Origin of the sequence: Shewanella sp. 1CM18E, assembly GCF_023161665.1 — a bacterium.
Taxonomy (GTDB): Bacteria; Pseudomonadota; Gammaproteobacteria; order Enterobacterales; family Shewanellaceae; genus Shewanella.
Genome location: NZ_JALNTW010000005.1, coordinates 61,936 through 82,840, shown reverse-complemented (window position 1 = coordinate 82,840; position 20,905 = coordinate 61,936). Strand labels below are relative to the sequence as shown.

The window sequence follows — 20,905 nt, the reverse complement described above, 5'->3', positions numbered from 1 at the left end:
ATAATAATGACTGAGCCAACTGACCTGATCTACATGAGTGCCAAGCAGGTCTCTGAGTATCTAGATCTTAATGAGAAGAAAGTCTACTCAATGGCCAACGATCGCATTCTTCCAGCGACAAAAATCACTGGTAAATGGTTGTTCCCCAAGATCTTGATCGACAGATGGGTGATGGACTCTTGCCATAGCGGTATGCTGTCTGATCGTATGCATATTACTGGTAGTGATGACCCATTACTATCTATGCTGGTTGCGCGAATGATGTCGCAAGTCGGTAAAAGTGAGCTGATCAGTTACAGCTCTACTGGCTCTCGCCTAGGTCTAGACTTACTTTCGCGCGGCTACGCCGATGTATGTACTTTGCATTGGGGCAGTGTTGAAGAGCGCAGCGTGCGTCACCCAGCACTATTACAGGGCTACGCTAACCATCAACAATGGGTAATGGTCCACGGCTATACCCGCAAACAAGGCTTGATGATGCGCCCTGATATGCATCACCGTTGCCAAGAGTTGGACAAAGTGTCGCAACAATCATGGCGCTGGGTCGCCCGTCAGGCAGGTGCAGGTAGCCAACAACATCTTGAGCAATGGTTAATGAAGCAAGGCGCTTCTTTTGAGGAATTAAACTCTAATATCGTTGCGCAAAGTGAACGTGAACTTGCTGGTTATATTGCGCGCAATAATGCAGATATAGGTTTTGGCTGTCAGTCTGTGGCACTTGAAAGCGGTTTAAGCTTTGTGCCATTAGTGACTGAGTCTTTTGACTTTGTTATGCCACAAGGTATCTACTTTAGACGTCAGTTACAGCGTTTATTTAACTTACTGGCAGAGCCGCAAACTCAGCAATTGGCTGCAACGCTTGGTGGTTATGACTTAACGGATTGTGGCAAGCTATTATGGAATGGCAACTAAGGTACAATTAAAAAGGCTTGCATGGCGTACCTTGGTGAAACACGATTTGCCAAAGTTCTCGATGCTTGCGCCAAATTGAACTGCGAATAGAAAAGCTGGTGACGTTGTCATCAGCTTTTTTTAATTTAGCCCGGTAAGTCACTTGGCAGACACCTTCAATTAGTTCGCGAACGGCAAACTGACTGGTCTCAATCGTGGGTGAACGCTCATCAGGTAGTCTTGCTAGCACTTCATCTTTGCCAAAGCTGCAACCCGTAGCCGCAAACTCAATAAAGTCGTCGCTAATTAAGCGCTCTAACTCGGTATAGGAGCTACGCACCTCAGGCTTTTGCAAGTACAGCTCTAATTCAACTAGCAAGTTTTCCAGTTTAAAATTCACAATAGTGCCCAATATAGAAAAGTAACACTCTTTTAGTCTAGAAGAGGATTAGGCATTTTTGAAATGAGTTAAAAAGTTATTTAATTGATGAACTTGCCTAGCAGTTCGCATCACGATATTGCAGCCAAAGCTCTCTTTGTTCTCCGCTCATAAAGGTCCAAGCTAATATACGGGTGGTCTTGTTACCTTGATGCATCTCGATTTCTTGCACTTCTAGCGCCTTAACTTTACTCAACAGCGCTTTAGCTGGTTTAAGGTTGTCCTTTTTAGACACTAAGGTAGTAAACCATAAACACTGAGCAGCAAACTGCTGGCTTTCATTAATCATGATGCTCAAAAACGCTTGCTCGCCGCCATCGCACCATAACTCAGCCTTTTGACCACCAAAGTTAAGCACTGTATCAGCTGCTTTAGTATCTATTTTCGCATTTGATTTAACAGTACCTTTAGCAGCTTTGTTGGCAGCAAGGTTTTGTAGCTTACGCGATGTCCCCGCGCTAGCCTCTGCCAGTGAGGCATGAAACGGTGGATTGCACAGAGTAATATCAAAACGATCGTTATCTTTAATTATGCCAGCGAATACCTGTTTTGGATTGGCTTGCAAACGAGCCGTGAACTTGTCAGTTATCGCTGGATTAGCAGCAAAGATCCGCTCGGCATTGGCAATAGAAAGCGGATCGACATCGCTAGCAACAAAATCCCAACCGTATGACTGGATCCCCAGCAATGGATAAATCGCATTCGCGCCGGTGCCGATATCTAACGCTTTAACTCGTGGACCTTTTGGCACACGCTTTTTATTGGTTTTCTTTACCGCGAGCAAATCAGCAATATAGTGAATATAATCAGCACGACCCGGAATTGGCGGACACAAAAAGCCCTGTGGAATATCCCAATGTTCAACGCCGTAATGCAGTTTTAATAAGGCGCTATTAAGCAACTTAACCGCTTGCGGGTTGGCAAAATCTATCGACAGATTACCAAAAGGATTTGGCTTAACAAACGGCTTTAGCGCAGACAAAGAAGCGACTAATGCGGGAAAATCATAGCCGTTATTATGTAAGTTTCTAGGGTGCAAACTTTTACTTGGCTGCACTTTTACAGATTTGTTATTTGCTGTTTTTTTGCTTTGACTGTTTATAGCTCGTTTAGGTGCCGAAGTCTTATTAGGCTTGTTTGCTGCAGGTTTTGATTTATAAGTCATGAGTTAACGCGTCGGCACCTAAAGCAGATCTCTAAAGTATCTGCGCTTTTGTTTAATCGTATAAATATTTGGTAAAGAGTAAATTAACCACTAAAGGCTGCCCCGTTTCCTGCTCTAAAAGCTGATTTATCTTTTCATAGCATTCGCGGCGGATCTCTTCTTTACCTGTTAATGACTTCACCTTGTCTTCAGTCTGGTTTCCCAAAATTTCGACAATAGCAGCCCTTAATAATGGATCGTGTCGCTCTAGGCTCACCAATTGCTCTGGTTTTTTCACCATCAAATCAACACTAATTCTGACGTAACCTAACTTCTTTCTGTTAGAAATATAGTTAGTCACTATCTCAGGCTCAAAGCCATAGTAAGCGTATTCTGCCAGCTCTTCTTTATCGGCGGCAGTAACACTAAAGCTACTACATAACGCAATCAGTAATACGGCGATTATTCGATTCATCTTAAAACTGATCCCCTTGTTTATATTTGATGTACTTAATCCCTTTGTTGTACTGTCTGCGCTTTTTTCATCGCTGACAATAGCTACCTGCAGCGGCATGAGCGTGCTAGACTGCTTCGGTTTGCTGTATTGTACCGAGAATTAGATGACTGTGACTAGGTTAAGCTTTCCTTATGGTGAATCAATCGAATGGTTTTCACCAGAACAAATCACCAACTTGCCCCAGCAACCTTTTCAGGACTGGTTATTGAGCACATGCAGTTTAACTAAAAAACTTAAAAAGCAATGTACTCATTTTGAGGTCAAAATCCTAGGCGAAGATACTTTAGCGCCGTTGGAACAATCTGTTACCAACCAGAAAATGTGGATCAGAGAAGTGCTGTTGATCTTAGACGGCACTCCATGGGTATTTGCTAGAACCTTAATCCCCGGCGACTTGCTTGAAAAAAAACAGCAAGAGTTTCTTGGCTTAGGGGTAAGACCGTTAGGCGAGCTACTGTATTCGGCCGATGAATTTACCCCAGGTAAAATTGAAGTCGCTCACTTTGAGGCCTGCACAAAAATTGCCAAACTCGCTAAGTCCCTCAAGCAAGAGGTCGACAAGCCACTTTGGGGACGTCGGCGCTACTTTCAGTATGAAACCGAACAACTAGTCGTAAGTGAAGTGTTTCTGCCCGCCGCGCAGCAAGCGATTGAGCAGTTAGCTTAAAGCCAAATAAAAACGCCCATTTTAATGGGCGCTTTTATTGAGTCATTACAATCCTGTGTGGCTGATATAATTTGCCACGCCATCAAGGAACATCTGTACTGAGATCATCACTAACACCATGCCCATTAGCCGCTCTACCGCAGTTAAGCCTTTCTCGCCCAACACTTTAGTAAATAGCTTGTAGAAGAGTAAAATCACCGCGCTCACTCCCCACGCAGAAACGAGTGCTATAGTCCAATCAAGCATCCGAGAGTTATCGGTATGAGCCAGTAAAATTAGCGCAGCTAAAACGGATGGACCAGCCATCAAAGGAATTGCCATTGGTACAATAAACGGTTCTTCACCTGCAGCGAGACCAACTACACCACCGGGTTGTGGAAAGATCATTCGAATGGCGATTAAGAATAAGATGATGCCGCCAGCAATACTGACGGATTCTGTGCGCAGATTTAAAAAGCTCAGTATCGCTTCACCGGCAAACAGAAACAGCATCATGATAACCAGCGCGATAACTAATTCTCTGATCAACACCATACGCCGCTTTTTGGGCTCGATATGACGCAGTATAGAAGCGAAAATTGGTAGGTTCCCCAACGGGTCCATAATAAGAAATAACATGACTGCCGCTGAAAAAGTGTCCATCGTAATTCCCATCTATCTGCCATAAACACATTATTCTATAGTGTTTTACAGCTAAACTAACAAATGGACACCAAATTGCACCCTAAAACTTCACAATACTGCTCAATTAGCTAAAACTGAATATCAATGTAAATTCAACATTGCACTCTGCTAATTAGCAACAACACTGGTATACTATGGCGTTTTTTTAGCGCTACCAGTTTAACTTTGGAATTCCATGCTGTATCTCTTAGCTAGTTGTATCGCACTATTATTAGGCCCGCTTTTTTACCGATTTTTCTCGGAAGGCAATGGTCTACAAAAAGGCCTAGACGGATTTATATTCGTATCACTGGGTGGATTAGTGCTACTCCATATTCTGCCGGAATTACTGGAGCACGGTGGCTTTTTGGCGATCGTATTCGTCATTATCGGTATTTGGGGGCCCACTCTCAGTGAGCGCCTATTCCATCGCTATTCTGAAGTCACCCACAACCTAACATTGTCGCTGGGTATTGGTGGTTTGCTGCTGCATACCATTACCGACGGTGGCGCGATGATTTTAGCCCAGCAAGAGGGCAATTCTCCTTTGCTGGCTCTAGGCATTATCTTGCATCGCCTGCCGGTTGGAGTGGCGATTTGGTGGTTACTCAAGCCGCAATTAGGCAGCCGTTGGGCCATGGCGGTACTAGCCGCAATGATGGCACTAACAGGCTTTGGTTACTTTGCTGGTGAGCAATTGCTGTCGCACTTAAGCCTAGAGAATACAGTTTACTTACAAGCGTTTGTAACAGGCTCGATTTTACATGTGGTGCTACATCAGCCTCACGGCTCGCCTGATACTGACAAACAAGGTAAGTTTGAATATCAAGCGGGTATCGGCAGCATATTCGGCATTATCTTACTCGCCTTGCTGTTGATGATGGATTCAGGCGGTCACGAGCACCACCATCATAGTCACTCAACTGAGCACTTGCTTGATTGGATGTTAACTATTGCGCCAGTGTTGTTAATTGCTTATGCAGTGGCAAGCTTACGCTTTCATTTTGGTCTAACACCGCATAACCAGGAGCTTAGCCGCTTGTGGTTACAACGTTTACTTGGCCCCGAAGCCATTGTAATTACAGGTTTATTGCTTGGACCTATGTTTGCCCTATTGCAAGCAATCTCGGTTTTAGCTATTGGCTGGCAACTAACTCGATGCCGTGTAGAACCCACAGATCCACATGACTATTTACCAGATTCGGCGTGGCGATTTGGCTTTGCCCATTTAGTTGATCGCAGTGCACCGTGGATTTTACTGAGCTTAGTGTTAGCGAATTTAATCGGTCACCCAGCGGTACCGTTATCTAGCCCACTAGTGCAAGTTATAGTGCTGTTATTGGTATTCTTACCAATGCGTTTTTGTAATTTAGGCGCGGCGGTATTGTCTTTATCATTGGCTTATAGTGGCTGGACAACCACAGCGGTCATGCTGCCACTAATTGCTGCACCGATTTTCAATTTAGCCCAGTTAAAACTGATGAATTGGAGCCAGAAGGCGAGCTTGTTTGCACTACTAATTGCATTGCTTGGTGCCATCGAGATGTTGCACCCAAAATGGCAAGCTTTAGTGCATTTACCAGCAAGCGTAAACAATATCTGCTTAATTCTTGTAGCAATCTTATTCGCCACAAGTTTACTGCGCCTTGGTCCGCGCAAGTTCTTAAGCCGCTTAATGTTAGTAAAAACAAAGCCACACCATCATGATCATGACCACGGTCATTCTCACGATCACGGCCAACATAAACATGATGAGCATAAGCACCATCATTAGCCATGGGTAGCCATTACTCCCGCTAGCTTTTCCAAGTCATGGGCATTAATCTATATCCATGACTTGGTTTTGAGTGGCGCTTATGTGCATCCTTTTTGTAGCCTTACAAACACACCCGCAATTTCCACTTATCATCTGCGCTAATCGCGACGAATTCCATCACCGCCCTACTGAACCCGCTCATTTTTGGCCTGGTCCAAATCCAATACTCGCTGGCAAAGATCTGCAAGCCGGCGGTACTTGGTTAGGGGTAAATCAGCAGGGCAAGTTTGCAGGGCTAACCAATATTCGCGCCCCAGAATTAAACCAAATTGATATGCAGAGCCGCGGCGAGTTAGTGTTAAAAGCACTAACCGAACAAAGCATTAATGAAGACTGGTTACAGCGCTACAGTCAGTTCTACAATCCGTTTAATTTACTTTTTGGTGATGAACATCAACTACAGTGCTTTGATAGCCGCAACAAGGTTATGACGCAGTTACAAGCCGGATTTCATGCAATAAGTAATGGCGCACTTGATGAGATATGGCCGAAAATGGCTCGCGGCACCCAAGCAATCGAGCGGCACATCAATAGCCATTCCACGCCTGATATCGATGCCTTACTGACGATTATGACCGACAACACCCAAGCCCCAGATAGCGAGTTACCAACCACAGGTGTAAGTGTGGAGTGGGAGCGCCACCTATCATCGATTTATATCCAACATGAAGAATATGGCACTCGCTCAACCAGTATTATTTTAAAAGATCGACAAGGAAAGGTGCATTTCACTGAAGTGAGATATGACGGCAAAGGCCGAAACTTAGGACGAGATGAGTTTGTTATCGAATCACAACAATAGCAGAGTTAGTCAAACGGTAACCGCAAACAAAAGCGTTTAACTATTACTTTAAGAGGCTGTTTTACAGGAATTGCTATCGGCTTACTTGGTATCTTTACTCTTTTCAGGCTGATTAAATTCAGCATGCTTAACCAGATATAATATACCTAAAACTAAAACAACAGCAGGAATAAGAAAAGCCATGTTATTTCCTTAAGGAATGCATAATATAAATGTATATTATCAGGGAGCGAAAATTATGCAAAACATGCGCGAAAATCTAGATATCATCTTTCTTCACGGAGTGATTATACTGCTGAACATCCTTATCTGGATCTGGTTCTTTGCAGTCGACCGCCTTGAAATTATACTGCTGCCCTCAATCTCGGCCATATATTGGTATATCGGCTATATTGGTTACCATACAGAGCATATCCATCGTGGAAAGCCGCGTTCAGTCAACGCAGCTACCCTGTACTTTTGCATATATCCAATTATGCAGCTTAGTCGCAAACTAAAGAAATAATCCTAAGCTACATAGCTTTAGTCAGACGTATGGTCATGGGTGATCACCCAGCGGTCATCAATCTTTTCTACCAATAAGGTGAACACACCATTTGGATTATCCTTTGCGCGCTCTAGCGACCAGCGACCAACAACTATCGCAGCATAGTTACTGAGCATTTTGGTTTCTTTAATAGTGAATGTCAGCGTGCCGAGGGTTGCCTTATCTGGGTAATGCTTCTTATAGGCGGCTAAGGTTTCAACCCAGCCATAACGAAATTTGCCATTAGATACGAAGCGCATTTTTTCGTTATTCCAATAACCTTGCATATAGCCGTCCAAGTCGCCACGATTCCATGCAGCTTCTTGCTCAGCCAAAATATTCGCAATTTCATCTGTTGGTACAGCGTTTACGTTAAAAGCTAAACACAACAATAGGACACTGATTGCTTTTTTAAACATTGCCACTCTCCAGTCTGGCTTTATTGCGTGTACTATAACGCAATTATTCATATGTCGTCTTGTCAGTTCTCAAAGCTAGCAATTGGCTAAAGCGACAGAAAACAGCAATACTCACAGAAAAGGCCGGAAGGTTTTCACTATATGTTTCAATTATTTTGCAAGGGGCTGTTTAAGCTCATAGGCTGGAAGATCGCTGGCGAATTGCCTAAAGACAACCAATTTATCGCCATTGTTGCGCCTCATACCAGTAACTGGGATTTTGTTATTGGCGTTATTGCCCGCGGCGTATTAGGCGTAAAGATTAACTTCTTAGGCAAGCATCAGCTGTTTATTCCACCTTGGGGTTGGTTCTTTAAAGCCATAGGCGGCACACCAGTGGATAGACGCAAAAGCAATAACCTTGTCGATGCCGTAGCAGAAATGTTTAAAACCAACCCTAATTTCAACTTAGCTTTAGCGCCTGAGGGCACTCGCAGTCCAGTCACTCGCTGGAAAACTGGTTTTTACCATATTGCTAATAAAGCCCAAGTACCAATTGTTGCGGTAGGTTTAGATTTTGGTAAAAAAACTATCGTCATAGATAAAGGCATCACCCCAAGCGGCGATATTGTGCAAGATATGCAACCGCTAGTTGAGTTTTACCGCTCCATTGAAGGTCGCCACCCTAAAGTCATTCCTGACTTTACCCATTAGCTATCTACCACGGCGATTGCCTAAATAATGACTGGCGGCTATAGTGCTGCCATTCTTTTAAAATTGTATAAAATCTTATGAGCTTCGATACTTGGCTGCTATACCTGTTTGCCATCTTATTAATTGCCGTATCACCGGGCACTATGGCGGTTTTGTCCATGGGCCATGGTATTCATTACGGTAAAAGCCGCAGTATTGCCACTGCTTTCGGTAGCGTCAGCTCAGCGTTGATTTTAATGATGGCATCGGCCGCGGGGCTTGGCGCGCTATTAAGTGCCACCGAATATGGCTTCACTATTTTAAAATGGTGTGGCGCAGCCTACCTGCTATTTTTAGGGGTAAAACTCTTACTGACGAAGGGCGATGGTAAAGGCTTAGAGCTTAACACTGCTGAGGGTAAAGGCGCGCCTAAACAGCTTTTCAAGCAAGCTTTTCTTGTCGGAATTAGTAACCCGAAAGATCTACTCTTTTTTGCCGCACTGTTCCCGCAGTTTATTGATATCAGTGCGCCACAAGGCCCCCAGCTCGCTATTTTGGCAGCCACTTGGGCTATCGTCGATTTTAGCTTTGTGATGATTTATGCCAGCATGGCTAACGTACTTGCACCGACACTAAAGTCGAGTAATAAACTGCATTGGTTTGATAGAACCAGCGGTGGTGTATTTGTCGCCTTGGCAGCTATTTTGGTCTCTCGAGAAAGCTAATAGCAATCAACATAATCAGGCGAAACAAAAATAGCCACAAAAAAGCCAGCTTAAAGCTGGCTTTCTGTTAATTTTTACCACTGAGTAATCGGTTAATGTCTTAAGCTACGGATATCTGCGCCGGTTGGACCTTGATACACACGCAAATCAAACTCTGGCAGTATCGCAAAGATATGGTCGAAAATATCCGCCTGAATTCCCTCGTAAAACTCCCAGCGGGTATCGTTAGTGAAGATATATAACTCAATAGGTACACCGAGTTCGGTTGGTGCTAGCTGGCGTACCATTAAGGTCATATCTTTACGGATCTTGTCATGCTGAGTTAAATATTCTTGGATATAAGCTCTGAATGTACCTAAGTTAGTTAAATGGCGGCTATTAACATACATATCAGCATCTTCAACTTGAGCATTATAGGTAATGATTTCTGCCGATTTTGCCGAGAAGTAATCTTTCAGGTGGTTAATTTTACTTAGACTACGCATATCGCTTTCGGTAAGAAAGCGTACCGATTGAATATCAATCTGCACTGCACGCTTGATTCTACGACCACCAGATTCTGACATGCCGCGCCAGTTTCTAAATGAGCCCGACGTTAATGAATAAGCTGGCAGCATAGTTAAGGTTTGGTCAAAGTTACGCACTTTAACAGTGGTTAACGACACTTCTTCGACCGTACCATTAGCACCAAAGTTATCCATCTCAATCCAATCGCCCGGACTCACCATACGGTTAGCTGCCAATTGAATACCTGCGACAAAGCCCAAAATGGTATCCCTAAATACCAACATAACTAAACCGGTCGCGACACCTAAACCACTTAAGAAATAGATCGGCGACTGGTCAGCTAAAACCGAGATTGAGATAATAATCGCGACGAAGAACATGAACAGTTTTGCCAACTGCACAAAGCTCTTAATCGGTAGGCGGCGGCTCACTAGGTTGTAATCGGCGATCTCATTTGCGGCATCTAATGCGCTATAAATCGCGCGGACAAACAACACCACTATTGTCACATCAAGAAATCGATCACTTAAACTACTGAGCACCTTATGATCACTCAGCGCCAAAGGCATTAAAATATTCAAGATGAGAATCGGCACCATCACCGCCATCTTTTCTAGCACCTGATGGCGCATAAAGATGTCATCCCAATGGGCTTTTGAACGTTGGATCACCAAGTTCATGGTAGTGACTACACCACGCTTAACAAAGAAATAAGCCGCAAAAGCAATGACTAGACACGCAATCACCATAATCGCACTAGAAATACCATCTGAAGGCTGAGTATCTATGCCGACTTTAGTTAACCAATGGGCAATCCCTGTTCGCAACTCCTGATCCAAAACCTTTCTCCTATACGCATTTAATTGCGCAACATGCTATTTAAGCCTTACTTACATCACGCTAAAAAGCTCAAAGCAAGACAGTTACAAATATCTATTAATTCAGGCATTTTAGCACTGTTGGTTGACTGTAAACTAAAGATTCACAACAATCTATGACCATATCTTCGCCAAGCCTAGAGTAAACCATGAACAAATTATTGATAGCTTGTTTAATAAGCCTTACCAGCTCAACTGCTATGGCCAACGATTTCTCGCTTGAAACCGACACCAAGCCCGCTCCTGTTATGGCTATAACTTTAGACTATATTCCAGCAGCAGAGGATATGTACGGCGTGACTTTTGCCCCTCGCCATTACGACAGAGATTACGCCGATTGGGGCTACTACATTGGCTATGCTCAGAGTAAAAAAGAAGATGTGTATGTTGAGCCTCCGGGAGAAGCTTACACTCAAGACTCGCTATGGCGCTTTGGCATTAGCTATAGTCTTACTGGCAACTTAAGCCTTTATGGCGGTGCAGCTGCTTATACTACTGAGTACTCGTCAACCACCAATATCGTGCCTTATGTAGTTGGTGCAGAGCCCGTTTGGGAAACTGATAAAGACACCACATGGGGAGCTGAGCTCGGCTTGAGATACGTAATTGGTAAGCATTTTATTGTGGGTGCTGGTTATAACTCTGCTACCGAATCTGCCGTAATCAGCATTGGCTACTCAATGTAAGCATGAGTACGACAGCTTCAAGCCCGCATTAAATCAATTAAAATTACTTGCTGTATCACTTTATTAAGATGCAGCAAGTGAAACTTACAGTTAGGCAATTTAAATAAGTAATATAGCTACTATCGTTATTTACCTAAGACTCAATTAAAGTAATTAAACGTTCTACAATATATAACCGAGCCTTTGGCTTGATACTTTCCCGCTTTAAAAGAAGTGAAAGGTGTATTACCGGAAAAGTTGTGTTGGGTGAAAAAGGGATTATCTACATGAACACATGATTCCGTATAGCCTGCGGTTTTAACTGCACCAATAATTATATTTATAACAACAAAAGATAGCACAAGAAAAATAGTCGTAATGATAATGCTATTTAATACTTTCATGATTCCCTTCTTTATAACGCTCTAAAAATTATAATCGCAATACTTTTATTTTATTACGTTAACTGCAGTTCAAATTTTGCAGGCAGTGTAATCGAAAGCATGGCTATCATCCAGCTAACAAAGGTGCAGTTCAGCGAAAAGACTGTTTTAACTTATGTTCAGTCTAATCATGAATTTAACACTTTTGCACGATAACCCTCTATATTGACTTCAAGTTTCAGGCTTAGCATAAATGTTTTAAATCCCCTCAGAATGAACAGATTCTTAATCTAATCGGTATTAATCCAACTACAGTTTGTCTATGCTAGAGCAATCAACTTAAATAGGTTAATGCTCATGTATAAAATGCTTCGCAACTACGCCTCAATCGCAATTTTAATGTTTTCAGTGCCAACCTTTGCCGATGAAGTGGCAAGGATCACTCTTGAAAATGGTGCCAAAGTAAAACTCAACGATGACTTTACCTGGGAATATGTCATCTTAGAGAGCCAAACACAGCCAGAACCAGCTATACCGGTAACATTACCAGCCACGGTTGGCGCAGCAACCGCTACCGCAGCAGCAACTGAAGTAGTAACTCCAGCCGTTAGCACGGCAACAACTGAAACATTAACCTCAAGTGCTATCGCGCAATCAGCATTACTTAAATCCACTGCTAAAAGCGGCGTCAAAGTTAGCTTTGCTAACAGCCAATGGGATGACGATGGTCGCTTGGGGCTGACTTTCGAGCTAAGCAGTAACAGCACAGAACATTATGTACTGATAGAGCTAGAGATCAGCTTATTTGCTGACTCTGGTGCACTAATCAAAAAAGAAGAAGTTAAAGTTTGGCAAGCTATTTTTAGAATGCCAGATACCTATTTACGTAAAGGCCAAACTCGTGACAGCCGCGTATTTTGGATTGAAGGCATAGACAAGGCTCAGTGGACAAAACAGTTAATGAGCTTAAAAATGGGTGAGATGGATTCACGTATGTAATACCAGTCCAAACACAAGCTCAACCAATAGAACAATAAAAGCCGGCTTGGTTTATCCAAGCAGGCTTTTTATATATCGCCCCCTGCCTCTAGCTATTCCATTAAATTAAAAACATTTATTTTACCAAAAAAATTACGATAAATACTCATTAGAAAAACCGACACAAAAAACAAAAAACAAAAAACAAAAAAAAGCACGCATAAGCGCACTCAAATGCCTACAAAATCAATTGCGCAACTAGACAATTTAAATATTACACATAAAATTATACAGTTGATTTAATTCTGAATTTTAATTAAAAATATTCTGGCGCTACTTTTCCGTCAGCAACAGACTTCTATCAAAGTCAGCTTAAAAAAACACCTAAGCATATTTTCACTAAGCGACAGCCAAAAAAAAGAGCCCGTAGGCTCTTTGTTGCTAATGGTTCTTATTAGCTAATTAGCCACTTACAGGCTTGGCAAGATATCTGCTGGCAAGTAAGCGTTGTAACTTGCGGTCAGCAGCAAGTCTGTTGCCGCTTCGATATCTGGACCGAAGAAACGATCCTTATCGTAGTAAGTCACTAGCTCACGTAGCTCGCCTTTAGCCTGTGCAACGGCTTTACTCGGTTGCAGTGGTGCACGGAAATCTAGGCCCTGCGCCGCCGCCAATAGCTCAACCGCCAATACACCGCGAGTGTTTTCAGACATATCACGTAAACGGCGTGCCGCAAAAGTTGCCATAGACACATGATCTTCTTGGTTAGCCGATGTTGGTAAGCTGTCTACCGATGCAGGATGAGCGTAAGTTTTATTCTCAGAAGCCAATGCCGCGGCAGTCACCTGCGCAATCATAAAGCCTGAATTTACTCCGCCATTTTCAACCAAGAACGGTGGCAGCTTAGATAAGTTTGAATCGATAAGTAGCGCGATACGACGCTCAGCAATCGAGCCTAGCTCGGCAATCGCAATCGCCAAGTTATCAGCAGCCATAGCTACAGGCTCGGCGTGGAAGTTACCGCCCGAAATAATATCGCCAGTGTCTTGGAACACTAATGGGTTATCAGTAACGCCGTTCGCTTCAGTGCCCAACACTTCTGCCGCATGACGAATTTGAGTCAAACATGCACCCAATACCTGTGGCTGACAACGCAGTGAATACGGATCTTGTACCTTTTCACAGTTAACATGATCTAGGCTGATCTCAGACTCATCGCCAAGCAAGTGACGGAACACAGCAGCTGAATCAATCTGACCTTTTTGGCCGCGAGCCGCGTGAATACGTGGATCAAACGGGCTACGACTGCCCATTGCCGCTTCAACGCTTATAGCGCCGATCACCGAGCTTGCCGCAAACAGATCTTCTGCGTTAAACAGGCCTTCCAGTGCCAATGCCGTTGACGCTTGCGTACCGTTAAGCAAGGCTAAGCCTTCTTTTGCAGCAAGTTCGATTGGCTTAAGACCGGCAATTTCTAGACCTTCAGCCGCAGTGATTAGCTCACCTTGATAGCTCATCTCGCCTTCGCCAAGTAGTGGCAAACACATGTGCGATAGCGGCGCTAAGTCGCCCGACGCCCCCACTGAACCTTTTTCTGGTACACATGGATAAACACCCGCGTTAACCAAAGCGATAAGGAAGTTGATCACCTCTAAACGAATGCCAGAGAAACCACGGCTTAGCGAGTTAATCTTTAATACCATCATCAAGCGCACAGTGGCGTCTTGCATGTATTGGCCAGTACCTGCTGCGTGCGACAATACGATTGAGCGTTGCAGCAGCTGTAAATCATCAGCAGCAATCTTAGTGTTTGCCAGTAAGCCAAAACCTGTGTTGATGCCGTAAACCGTGCGGCCTTCATCCAATACTTGCTGCACTAAGCCTGCGCTAGTGTTGATGTCGGCGATAGCGCTTTCGGCTAGTTCTAGTGTGACTTTACCGCGGCTAATTTCACGGATTTGTGCAAGGGTTAAGGTACCCGGAGTTAATACTAAATGACTCATTTAAATGCCTCTTATTGTTATACTGCTCGGTATGAGCGGCTTATAGCATTGGCAGGTCTAGACCCTGCTCTTTTGCACAATTTTTAGCGATATCGTAACCCGCATCAGCGTGACGCATTACGCCTGTTGCTGGGTCATTCCACAGCACGCGACCTAAGCGCGCTGCCGCGTCATCAGTACCATCAGCCACAATGACTACACCTGAGTGCTGACTAAAGCCCATGCCTACACCACCGCCATGATGTAACGACACCCAAGTTGCGCCACTTGCCGTATTTAGCAGGGCGTTCATTAGTGGCCAATCTGATACAGCATCAGAGCCATCAAGCATAGATTCTGTTTCACGGTTCGGGCTAGCAACAGAGCCAGAATCTAAGTGATCGCGACCAATCACTACTGGCGCAGAAAGTTCGCCACTTTTAACCATTTCGTTAAAGGCGAGTGCCAAACGAGCACGGTCTTTTAGACCTACCCAACAGATGCGCGATGGTAAACCTTGGAACGCAATGCGTTCACGTGCCATATCCAGCCAGTTATGTAGGTGCGGATTGTCAGGAATAAGCTCTTTAACTTTAGCGTCTGTCTTATAGATATCTTCAGGATCGCCAGAAAGCGCTGCCCAACGGAATGGACCAATACCTTCACAGAATAGTGGACGTACATAAGCAGGTACGAAGCCTGGGAAATCAAATGCGTTTTCAACGCCTTCTTCAAATGCCATTTGACGAATGTTGTTACCGTAATCGGTCGTCGCCGCGCCTGCTGCTTGCAGCGCTAGCATTGCCTTAACTTGTACCGCCATTGACTGCTTCGCCGCTTTTACCACAGCCGCTTCGTCAGTTTTACGCATCTCGATGGCTTGCTCTAACGTCCAACCTTGCGGCAAGTAACCGTTTAGCGGATCGTGCGCCGATGTTTGGTCAGTCACCACATCTGGGGTAATGCCGCGCTCAACTAGCTCGGCAAATACGTCAGCCGCGTTAGCTAATAGACCGACAGAAACAGGCTTGCCACTCTTATTGGCTGCGTCGATCATTGCCAACGCTTCATCAAGGGTAGTGGCTTTCTTGTCGACATAACGAGTACGTAGACGGAAATCGATGCGAGTCTCATCCACTTCACAGGTCAATACCGAGTAACCCGCCATAGTGCCAGCTAGCGGTTGCGCACCACCCATGCCACCTAAGCCGCCAGTTAAGATCCACTTGCCAGCAGATGAGCCATTAAAGTGCTGCTTAGCCATAGCTACAAAGGTCTCGTATGTGCCTTGCACAATGCCTTGTGAGCCGATATAAATCCAAGAACCCGCCGTCATCTGGCCATACATGGCCAAACCTTTTTTATCTAACTCGTTAAAGTGTTCCCAGTTAGCCCAATGCGGCACTAGGTTTGAGTTAGCGATGATTACACGTGGTGCATTACTGTGGGTTTTGAATACGCCAACCGGCTTACCAGACTGCACCATCAGCGTTTCATCTTCTTCAAGGCGTTGCAGTACTTCAACGATTTTGTCGTAGCACTCCCAGTCACGGGCCGCACGGCCAATACCACCGTAAACCACTAGATCTTCAGGACGCTCGGCCACATCAGGGTGTAGGTTGTTCATCAACATACGTAATGGGGCTTCGGTCAGCCAGCTTTTGCAGCTAAGCTCGGTTCCTGTCGGCGCGATAATGCGGCGGCTCGGATCATGTCTCTTATCCATCGGTACTACCTCGTTCAATTTGTTTTTATGTTTTTCTTATCTGCTTGTGAAGCTTTTATATTTACTGCTTTGCTCTAAGAGCTGTGCAACTGGCGCTAACTAAACGTCAGATGACCACCTAATCTAAAACGACTTCCTGGGTGCACTAAACGTGCAAAACTCACCACACCTTGGCGCGACCAAGTGCGGCGAGTGATCTGTAAACAAGGCTCAACAGCGGCAATTTCCAGCAGCGCCAGTTGAGCTACATCAGCCATTTTGGCTTCAATGGTGTGCTTTGCCTCAGTTAGCGGAGCCACCATCGACAAGTATTCGTGGGGAGTTTGCTTGGTAAAATCTTGGTCTAAATATTCAGGCACTAATCTAGGGTTAACAAAACGCTCTTCTAACTGCAGCGGTGTGCCTTGTTCGCAATGCACTAACACCGACTGAAACACTTGGCTGCCCTCTTCAAGCCCCAATGCGATTGCAATCGCGCCTGTTGCCACAGTTTGGGTAAGCAACACTTGCTGTACGCTATAACCATGGCCACGGTCTTTTATCTCATCGGCAATATTACGAATTGCCATCATTGAGGACTGAGTTTTAAGCCCTGCAACGAAAGTCCCCAAGCCTTGAGAGCGTTCTAACACACCCGACTCTGTTAACTCCGTTAATGCACGGCGTGCCGTCATGCGACTGCAACTAAATAGTTCCGACAACTGGTTTTCAGAAGGCACCCGACTGTCTTCAGCCCACTCGCCAGACTCAATTTGCGCTAAAATATATTGCTTAATTTCTTCAAATTTTGGCTTCGCCATTGGCCATCCCGTTGCAGCTAAAGCTGTCACTGACTATTTACTTGCTCAAAAACTCGGCTACAATCCTAGCTTGTATATACAAGTAAATACAAGCTAGCTCACAAATTATTTTTAGTGTTAGTATTCCTATACAGCAAAAAGCAACCAAAAAGAGAACTGCATCATGTCGTGGGATCAAGTCTGGATAGATATCAATATCGCTACAATGTCGCCAAATATTTCAGAGCCTTACGGCGCAATTACTGACGCAGCTCTTGCGGTTCAAGATGGTAAAATTGCTTGGGTAGGTAAACGCAGTGAGCTGCCTGAGTTTGATGTATTCGCCACACCAATTTACAAAGGTAAAGGCGGCTGGATCACCCCTGGCCTTATTGATGCCCACACTCATTTAGTGTTTGCCGGCAATCGAGCCAATGAATTTGAACTGCGCCTGCAAGGCGCCAGTTATGAAGAGATAGCCCGCAGCGGCGGTGGCATTATTTCTACCGTTAACGCCTGTCGTGAAGCCGATGAAGCTGAGCTATTCGAGCTTGGTCGTCAACGTCTGAACGCACTGGCTAAAGAAGGAGTTACCACGGTAGAAATCAAGTCAGGTTACGGCTTAGATATCGACACAGAACTGAAGATTTTGCGGGTTGCCCGTGAGCTAGGCAAGCATCACCATGTAGATGTGAAAACCACCTTTTTAGGCGCACATGCGATTCCACCAGAATATAAACATGATAGTGACGCCTACGTCGACTTAGTGATCAACGAGATGCTGCCGAAAGTCATTGCCGAAGATCTTGCCGATGCTGTGGATGTGTTTTGCGAAAATATCGCCTTTAACCTTGAGCAAACCGAACGCGTACTTGCAGCCGCTAAAGCCGCAGGTCTGCAAATCAAGCTGCATGCAGAGCAGTTATCTAACATGGGTGGTTCAGCGCTAGCCGCAAAGCTAGGCGCTAAGTCAGTTGATCACATTGAATACCTAGATGAAGACGGCGTAAAAGCCCTGAGCGAAAGTGGTACCTGCGCCACACTATTACCCGGCGCATTTTACTTTTTACGTGAAACCCAGCACCCGCCTATCGATTTACTGCGCAAATACAAGGTGCCTATGGTAGTTGCCAGCGATTACAACCCAGGATCATCGCCACTTTGCTCAAGCCTATTAATGCTTAATATGGCCTGTACCTTACTGCGTTTAACCCCAGAAGAAGCGTTAGCAGGCATGACCCGCAATGCCGCCAAAGCCTTGGGCATTGAAGATAACGTTGGGGTTATTGAAGTCGGCATGACAGCCGATTTCTGTATGTGGAATATCAGCACACCAGCGGAGCTAGCTTACACCTATGGTGTAGCATCCTGTGTGGATGTGGTGAAGAATGGGCACTTAGTACATCAATAGTGGGAATGCCTGAGCGATGAGGCATGCTTCATCGTTTTTGGCTTACTGTTTGGCCTCAGTGTTTACCTTTTTGGTGTGGCTTTGTGCTGCAATGTTGCGAATTCCCTCAGAGGTAACTGTCTGCATCAGATGCCGCTAATTGCCTGCAGCAGGCGTATGTGCAGACACTTCTTAGGCACGCTGCAAGTACATCCATGTAAGCTCTACGATGACATCCATGTCATCAAAGGCCTAAGCCGCATCTGCACTGGGTTAGAAAAGCACAATCATTTAGCTACGGTGGCTTCTGCCGATTAAGCACAGCTGCTTAACTGTTTCTGCTTTTTGTATCTAATCACCTCTATTGTGACTTTCTACATCTGATGCAGCCAATGACCTGCGGTCGGCACATGTGCAGATACTTCTTAGGCACGCTTTACGTCATCCATGACCGCTCTGCGAAAACATCCATGTTTTCGAAGGCCTAAGCCGCATCTACACTGGATTAGAAAAGCACAATCATTTGGCCATGGTGGCTTCTGCCGTTTAAGTACAGCAGCTTAACTGTTTCTGATTTTTGTATCTAATCACCTCTGTTGTGACTTTCTACATCTGATGCAGCCAATGACCTGCGGTCGGCGTATGTGCAGACACTTCTTAGGCACGCTTTACGTCGTCCCTGACCGCTCTGCGAAAACATCCATGTTTTCGAAGGCCTAAGCCGTATCTACACTAGGTTAGAAAAGCACAAATTTTAACCTCTGCGTTCGGCATACAAAAAGAAAAATACAAAGACACAGCACGACCAATATCAACTCAACAGTTACAGGAAACACTGGTTCCCCATCGGAGTTGCCGAGGTCATTGAAGTAAATCGCGTGAGCGAGGCATGGATGCCGAGATAGCCTCAGGTGAGCCAGGGATGGCGAATGTGAGGCGATAGCGATTTTCGAAAATGACTGAGGATCAACAACTTCGTAGGGGCGGCTAGGGTGATGCAAGAGGGGGAAGCTGTTGTCCCCCTTTTGCCCGAGTGTGAGCTGGAAGCTCACGACCTTTATCAAGCGGAGCTTGATTGCTTAAAGGTGGGCGAAGCCCATAAATAATTATCAAACGAAGTTTGATTGCATTAAGTCAGGCGTAGCCTGATAAGAACTAGTTGTTAGACAACGTCTAACCAAAAAACTCAACTATGTGGCACATAGTCAATCAAGGTATAATCAAAACATACCAAACCTAACCCTCTGATAAATGTCTAAATACCTCTGCCAACTCGTTATCATTTTCTGCAGCATAATTGCGATAACACTCGCTAGCTTCGCCAATGCTAGTAGTGTTTTAGACTTAAACGATTACGAAGACGATGTTGCAGCGCTGCTATTGGAATATCAGGGGCAAGACTCTTACTCAAGGCCAATCGTGCCATCGGTTTTGGTGTATAAAGACACCGAACAAGCCTCCACTTATGTCGACTTTAAACGAGGTTTGATCTTGGTAGAAACCCGCACTAAAGCGCAGCTTAAAGAGGCTGTGGTACAGGTGCTATTAACCCAAATTGATCCAACTGTTATTGATGCGCAAACCGCTGAAGACTTTGGCTTAATCAGCAAAAAGAAGAAGCCGTTCTTTTGGGGGCAAGTGCTCGATAGAGACGGTAAAGCCATTGAGTTTGAATGGCGCGCATCACGTTATGCAGACTACTTAGTCAGCAAGAGCAAACGCAGCAATTCACGCTTTCAAGTGGCGATCCACATGGTGAAAGAGCACACCACAATTGCCGGTAATAAGTATATTAATTACGCCCGCAGTGCCAGTCGTAAACATGGTATTAGTACCGATTTGATCATGGCAATTATCGAGACTGAAAGCTCGTTTAACCCGCTGGCGCGTTCACGCTCTAATGCGCTTGGTTTAATGCAGATTAAGGCCAATACCGCTGGGCGCGATTACTTCAATTTAATCCAAGGTTATAAACATACGCCGTCATCGGCTTACCTTTATGATCCGGCGAAAAATATTGAGGTAGGCACAGGCTATTTAAAGATCCTCTCAAGCCGTTACCTTAAGGGGATCACTCACCCTAAAAAACGCGAATATGCGGTGATCTCAAGCTATAACGGCGGTGCGGGTAACCTGTGGAAGAGCTTAGACTCGCGTGGCAATCGCACCAAAGCGTTAGCGCGAATTAATAAGATGACCGTTAGCGAGTTTTATTGGTTTCTGACTAATCGTCACAACCGAGAAGAAACTCGTAACTACTTGAAAAAGGTCAGTAGTCGACAGAAGAAGTATCTATAGCTGGGTTTAACTAAACGTAAAACGATAGCCACAAGACT

The 20,905-nt window shown here is 44.8% G+C and carries 19 protein-coding genes; 10 read left to right on the top strand and 9 right to left on the bottom strand.

Features of this window, described 5'->3' with window-relative positions; translation table 11 throughout:
- Window positions 1-6: 6 nt before the first annotated feature.
- Complete coding sequence (locus tag MSG37_RS09175) at window positions 7-912, top strand: helix-turn-helix transcriptional regulator (protein WP_028766702.1); 906 nt, start codon at window positions 7-9, stop codon at window positions 910-912.
- A gap of 7 nt (window positions 913-919) precedes the next feature.
- Here MSG37_RS09175 and MSG37_RS09170 read toward each other — a convergent pair whose 3' ends face one another.
- The 3 genes from MSG37_RS09170 to MSG37_RS09160 all read right to left on the bottom strand — a co-directional run bounded on the left by MSG37_RS09170 (window position 920) and on the right by MSG37_RS09160 (window position 2,949).
- Entirely contained in the window at window positions 920-1,291 is a 372-nt protein-coding gene (locus MSG37_RS09170; protein ID WP_248470331.1) for a DUF4440 domain-containing protein, read from the bottom strand.
- 97 nt (window positions 1,292-1,388) lie between these two features.
- Window positions 1,389-2,495 carry a 23S rRNA (adenine(1618)-N(6))-methyltransferase RlmF gene (gene rlmF / locus MSG37_RS09165; protein ID WP_248470330.1) on the bottom strand — a complete coding sequence of 369 codons (1,107 nt, stop codon included), beginning with the start codon at window positions 2,493-2,495 and terminating at the stop codon, window positions 1,389-1,391.
- 52 nt (window positions 2,496-2,547) lie between these two features.
- Window positions 2,548-2,949 (bottom strand): flagellar basal body-associated protein FliL, encoded by a 402-nt coding sequence (locus MSG37_RS09160; protein WP_248470329.1) that lies wholly within the window; start codon window positions 2,947-2,949, stop codon window positions 2,548-2,550.
- Between the two features lie 145 nt (window positions 2,950-3,094).
- On the opposite strand from MSG37_RS09160, the gene MSG37_RS09155 reads away from it, so the two are divergent.
- Window positions 3,095-3,658 carry a chorismate lyase gene (locus MSG37_RS09155; protein ID WP_248470328.1) on the top strand — a complete coding sequence of 188 codons (564 nt, stop codon included), beginning with the start codon at window positions 3,095-3,097 and terminating at the stop codon, window positions 3,656-3,658.
- 45 nt (window positions 3,659-3,703) lie between these two features.
- Here MSG37_RS09155 and MSG37_RS09150 read toward each other — a convergent pair whose 3' ends face one another.
- On the bottom strand, window positions 3,704-4,300 hold the full coding sequence (locus MSG37_RS09150; protein ID WP_248470326.1) for a YhgN family NAAT transporter: 597 nt from the start codon (window positions 4,298-4,300) through the stop codon (window positions 3,704-3,706).
- Window positions 4,301-4,517: 217 nt separating this feature from the next.
- Between MSG37_RS09150 and MSG37_RS09145 the strand changes: the two genes are divergently transcribed.
- Window positions 4,518-6,095 (top strand): metal transporter, encoded by a 1,578-nt coding sequence (locus tag MSG37_RS09145; protein WP_248470325.1) that lies wholly within the window; start codon window positions 4,518-4,520, stop codon window positions 6,093-6,095.
- A gap of 82 nt (window positions 6,096-6,177) precedes the next feature.
- Complete coding sequence (locus MSG37_RS09140; protein ID WP_248470324.1) at window positions 6,178-6,939, top strand: NRDE family protein; 762 nt, start codon at window positions 6,178-6,180, stop codon at window positions 6,937-6,939.
- A 522-nt stretch (window positions 6,940-7,461) separates the two neighbouring features.
- Here MSG37_RS09140 and MSG37_RS09135 read toward each other — a convergent pair.
- On the bottom strand, window positions 7,462-7,884 hold the full coding sequence (locus MSG37_RS09135) for a DUF4440 domain-containing protein (RefSeq protein ID WP_248470323.1): 423 nt from the start codon (window positions 7,882-7,884) through the stop codon (window positions 7,462-7,464).
- 141 nt (window positions 7,885-8,025) lie between these two features.
- Between MSG37_RS09135 and MSG37_RS09130 the strand changes: the two genes are divergently transcribed.
- Window positions 8,026-8,577 carry a lysophospholipid acyltransferase family protein gene (locus MSG37_RS09130; RefSeq protein ID WP_248470322.1) on the top strand — a complete coding sequence of 184 codons (552 nt, stop codon included), beginning with the start codon at window positions 8,026-8,028 and terminating at the stop codon, window positions 8,575-8,577.
- A 77-nt stretch (window positions 8,578-8,654) separates the two neighbouring features.
- On the top strand, window positions 8,655-9,281 hold the full coding sequence (locus tag MSG37_RS09125) for a LysE family transporter (protein ID WP_248470321.1): 627 nt from the start codon (window positions 8,655-8,657) through the stop codon (window positions 9,279-9,281).
- Between the two features lie 92 nt (window positions 9,282-9,373).
- On the opposite strand, the gene MSG37_RS09120 is transcribed toward MSG37_RS09125, so the two are convergent.
- Window positions 9,374-10,627, bottom strand: coding sequence for a mechanosensitive ion channel domain-containing protein (locus tag MSG37_RS09120; RefSeq protein ID WP_248470319.1), 1,254 nt, complete (start codon window positions 10,625-10,627; stop codon window positions 9,374-9,376).
- A 188-nt stretch (window positions 10,628-10,815) separates the two neighbouring features.
- Here MSG37_RS09120 and MSG37_RS09115 point away from each other — a divergent pair, with 188 nt between their 5' ends.
- Window positions 10,816-11,352: a TonB-dependent receptor gene (locus MSG37_RS09115; protein ID WP_248470318.1), complete on the top strand. Its 537-nt coding sequence runs from the start codon at window positions 10,816-10,818 to the stop codon at window positions 11,350-11,352.
- Between the two features lie 719 nt (window positions 11,353-12,071).
- Window positions 12,072-12,713: a DUF3157 family protein gene (locus MSG37_RS09110; RefSeq protein ID WP_248470317.1), complete on the top strand. Its 642-nt coding sequence runs from the start codon at window positions 12,072-12,074 to the stop codon at window positions 12,711-12,713.
- A gap of 449 nt (window positions 12,714-13,162) precedes the next feature.
- Here the strand turns inward: MSG37_RS09110 and hutH are convergent, their stop codons facing one another.
- The 3 genes from hutH to hutC all read right to left on the bottom strand — a co-directional run bounded on the left by hutH (window position 13,163) and on the right by hutC (window position 17,200).
- Window positions 13,163-14,695 (bottom strand): histidine ammonia-lyase, encoded by a 1,533-nt coding sequence (hutH, locus tag MSG37_RS09105; protein ID WP_248470316.1) that lies wholly within the window; start codon window positions 14,693-14,695, stop codon window positions 13,163-13,165.
- Between the two features lie 40 nt (window positions 14,696-14,735).
- The gene (hutU, locus tag MSG37_RS09100) at window positions 14,736-16,400 is read right to left on the bottom strand and encodes a urocanate hydratase (protein ID WP_248470315.1); all 1,665 of its coding nucleotides are present in this window, start codon (window positions 16,398-16,400) and stop codon (window positions 14,736-14,738) included.
- A gap of 95 nt (window positions 16,401-16,495) precedes the next feature.
- Complete coding sequence (gene hutC, locus MSG37_RS09095) at window positions 16,496-17,200, bottom strand: histidine utilization repressor (protein WP_248470314.1); 705 nt, start codon at window positions 17,198-17,200, stop codon at window positions 16,496-16,498.
- A 163-nt stretch (window positions 17,201-17,363) separates the two neighbouring features.
- Between hutC and hutI the strand changes: the two genes are divergently transcribed.
- Together hutI and MSG37_RS09085 are read left to right on the top strand one after the other, a co-directional pair.
- Window positions 17,364-18,590 (top strand): imidazolonepropionase, encoded by a 1,227-nt coding sequence (hutI, locus tag MSG37_RS09090; RefSeq protein ID WP_248470312.1) that lies wholly within the window; start codon window positions 17,364-17,366, stop codon window positions 18,588-18,590.
- A 1,230-nt stretch (window positions 18,591-19,820) separates the two neighbouring features.
- Window positions 19,821-20,867 carry a murein transglycosylase domain-containing protein gene (locus tag MSG37_RS09085; RefSeq protein WP_248470311.1) on the top strand — a complete coding sequence of 349 codons (1,047 nt, stop codon included), beginning with the start codon at window positions 19,821-19,823 and terminating at the stop codon, window positions 20,865-20,867.
- Window positions 20,868-20,905: the final 38 nt, after the last annotated feature.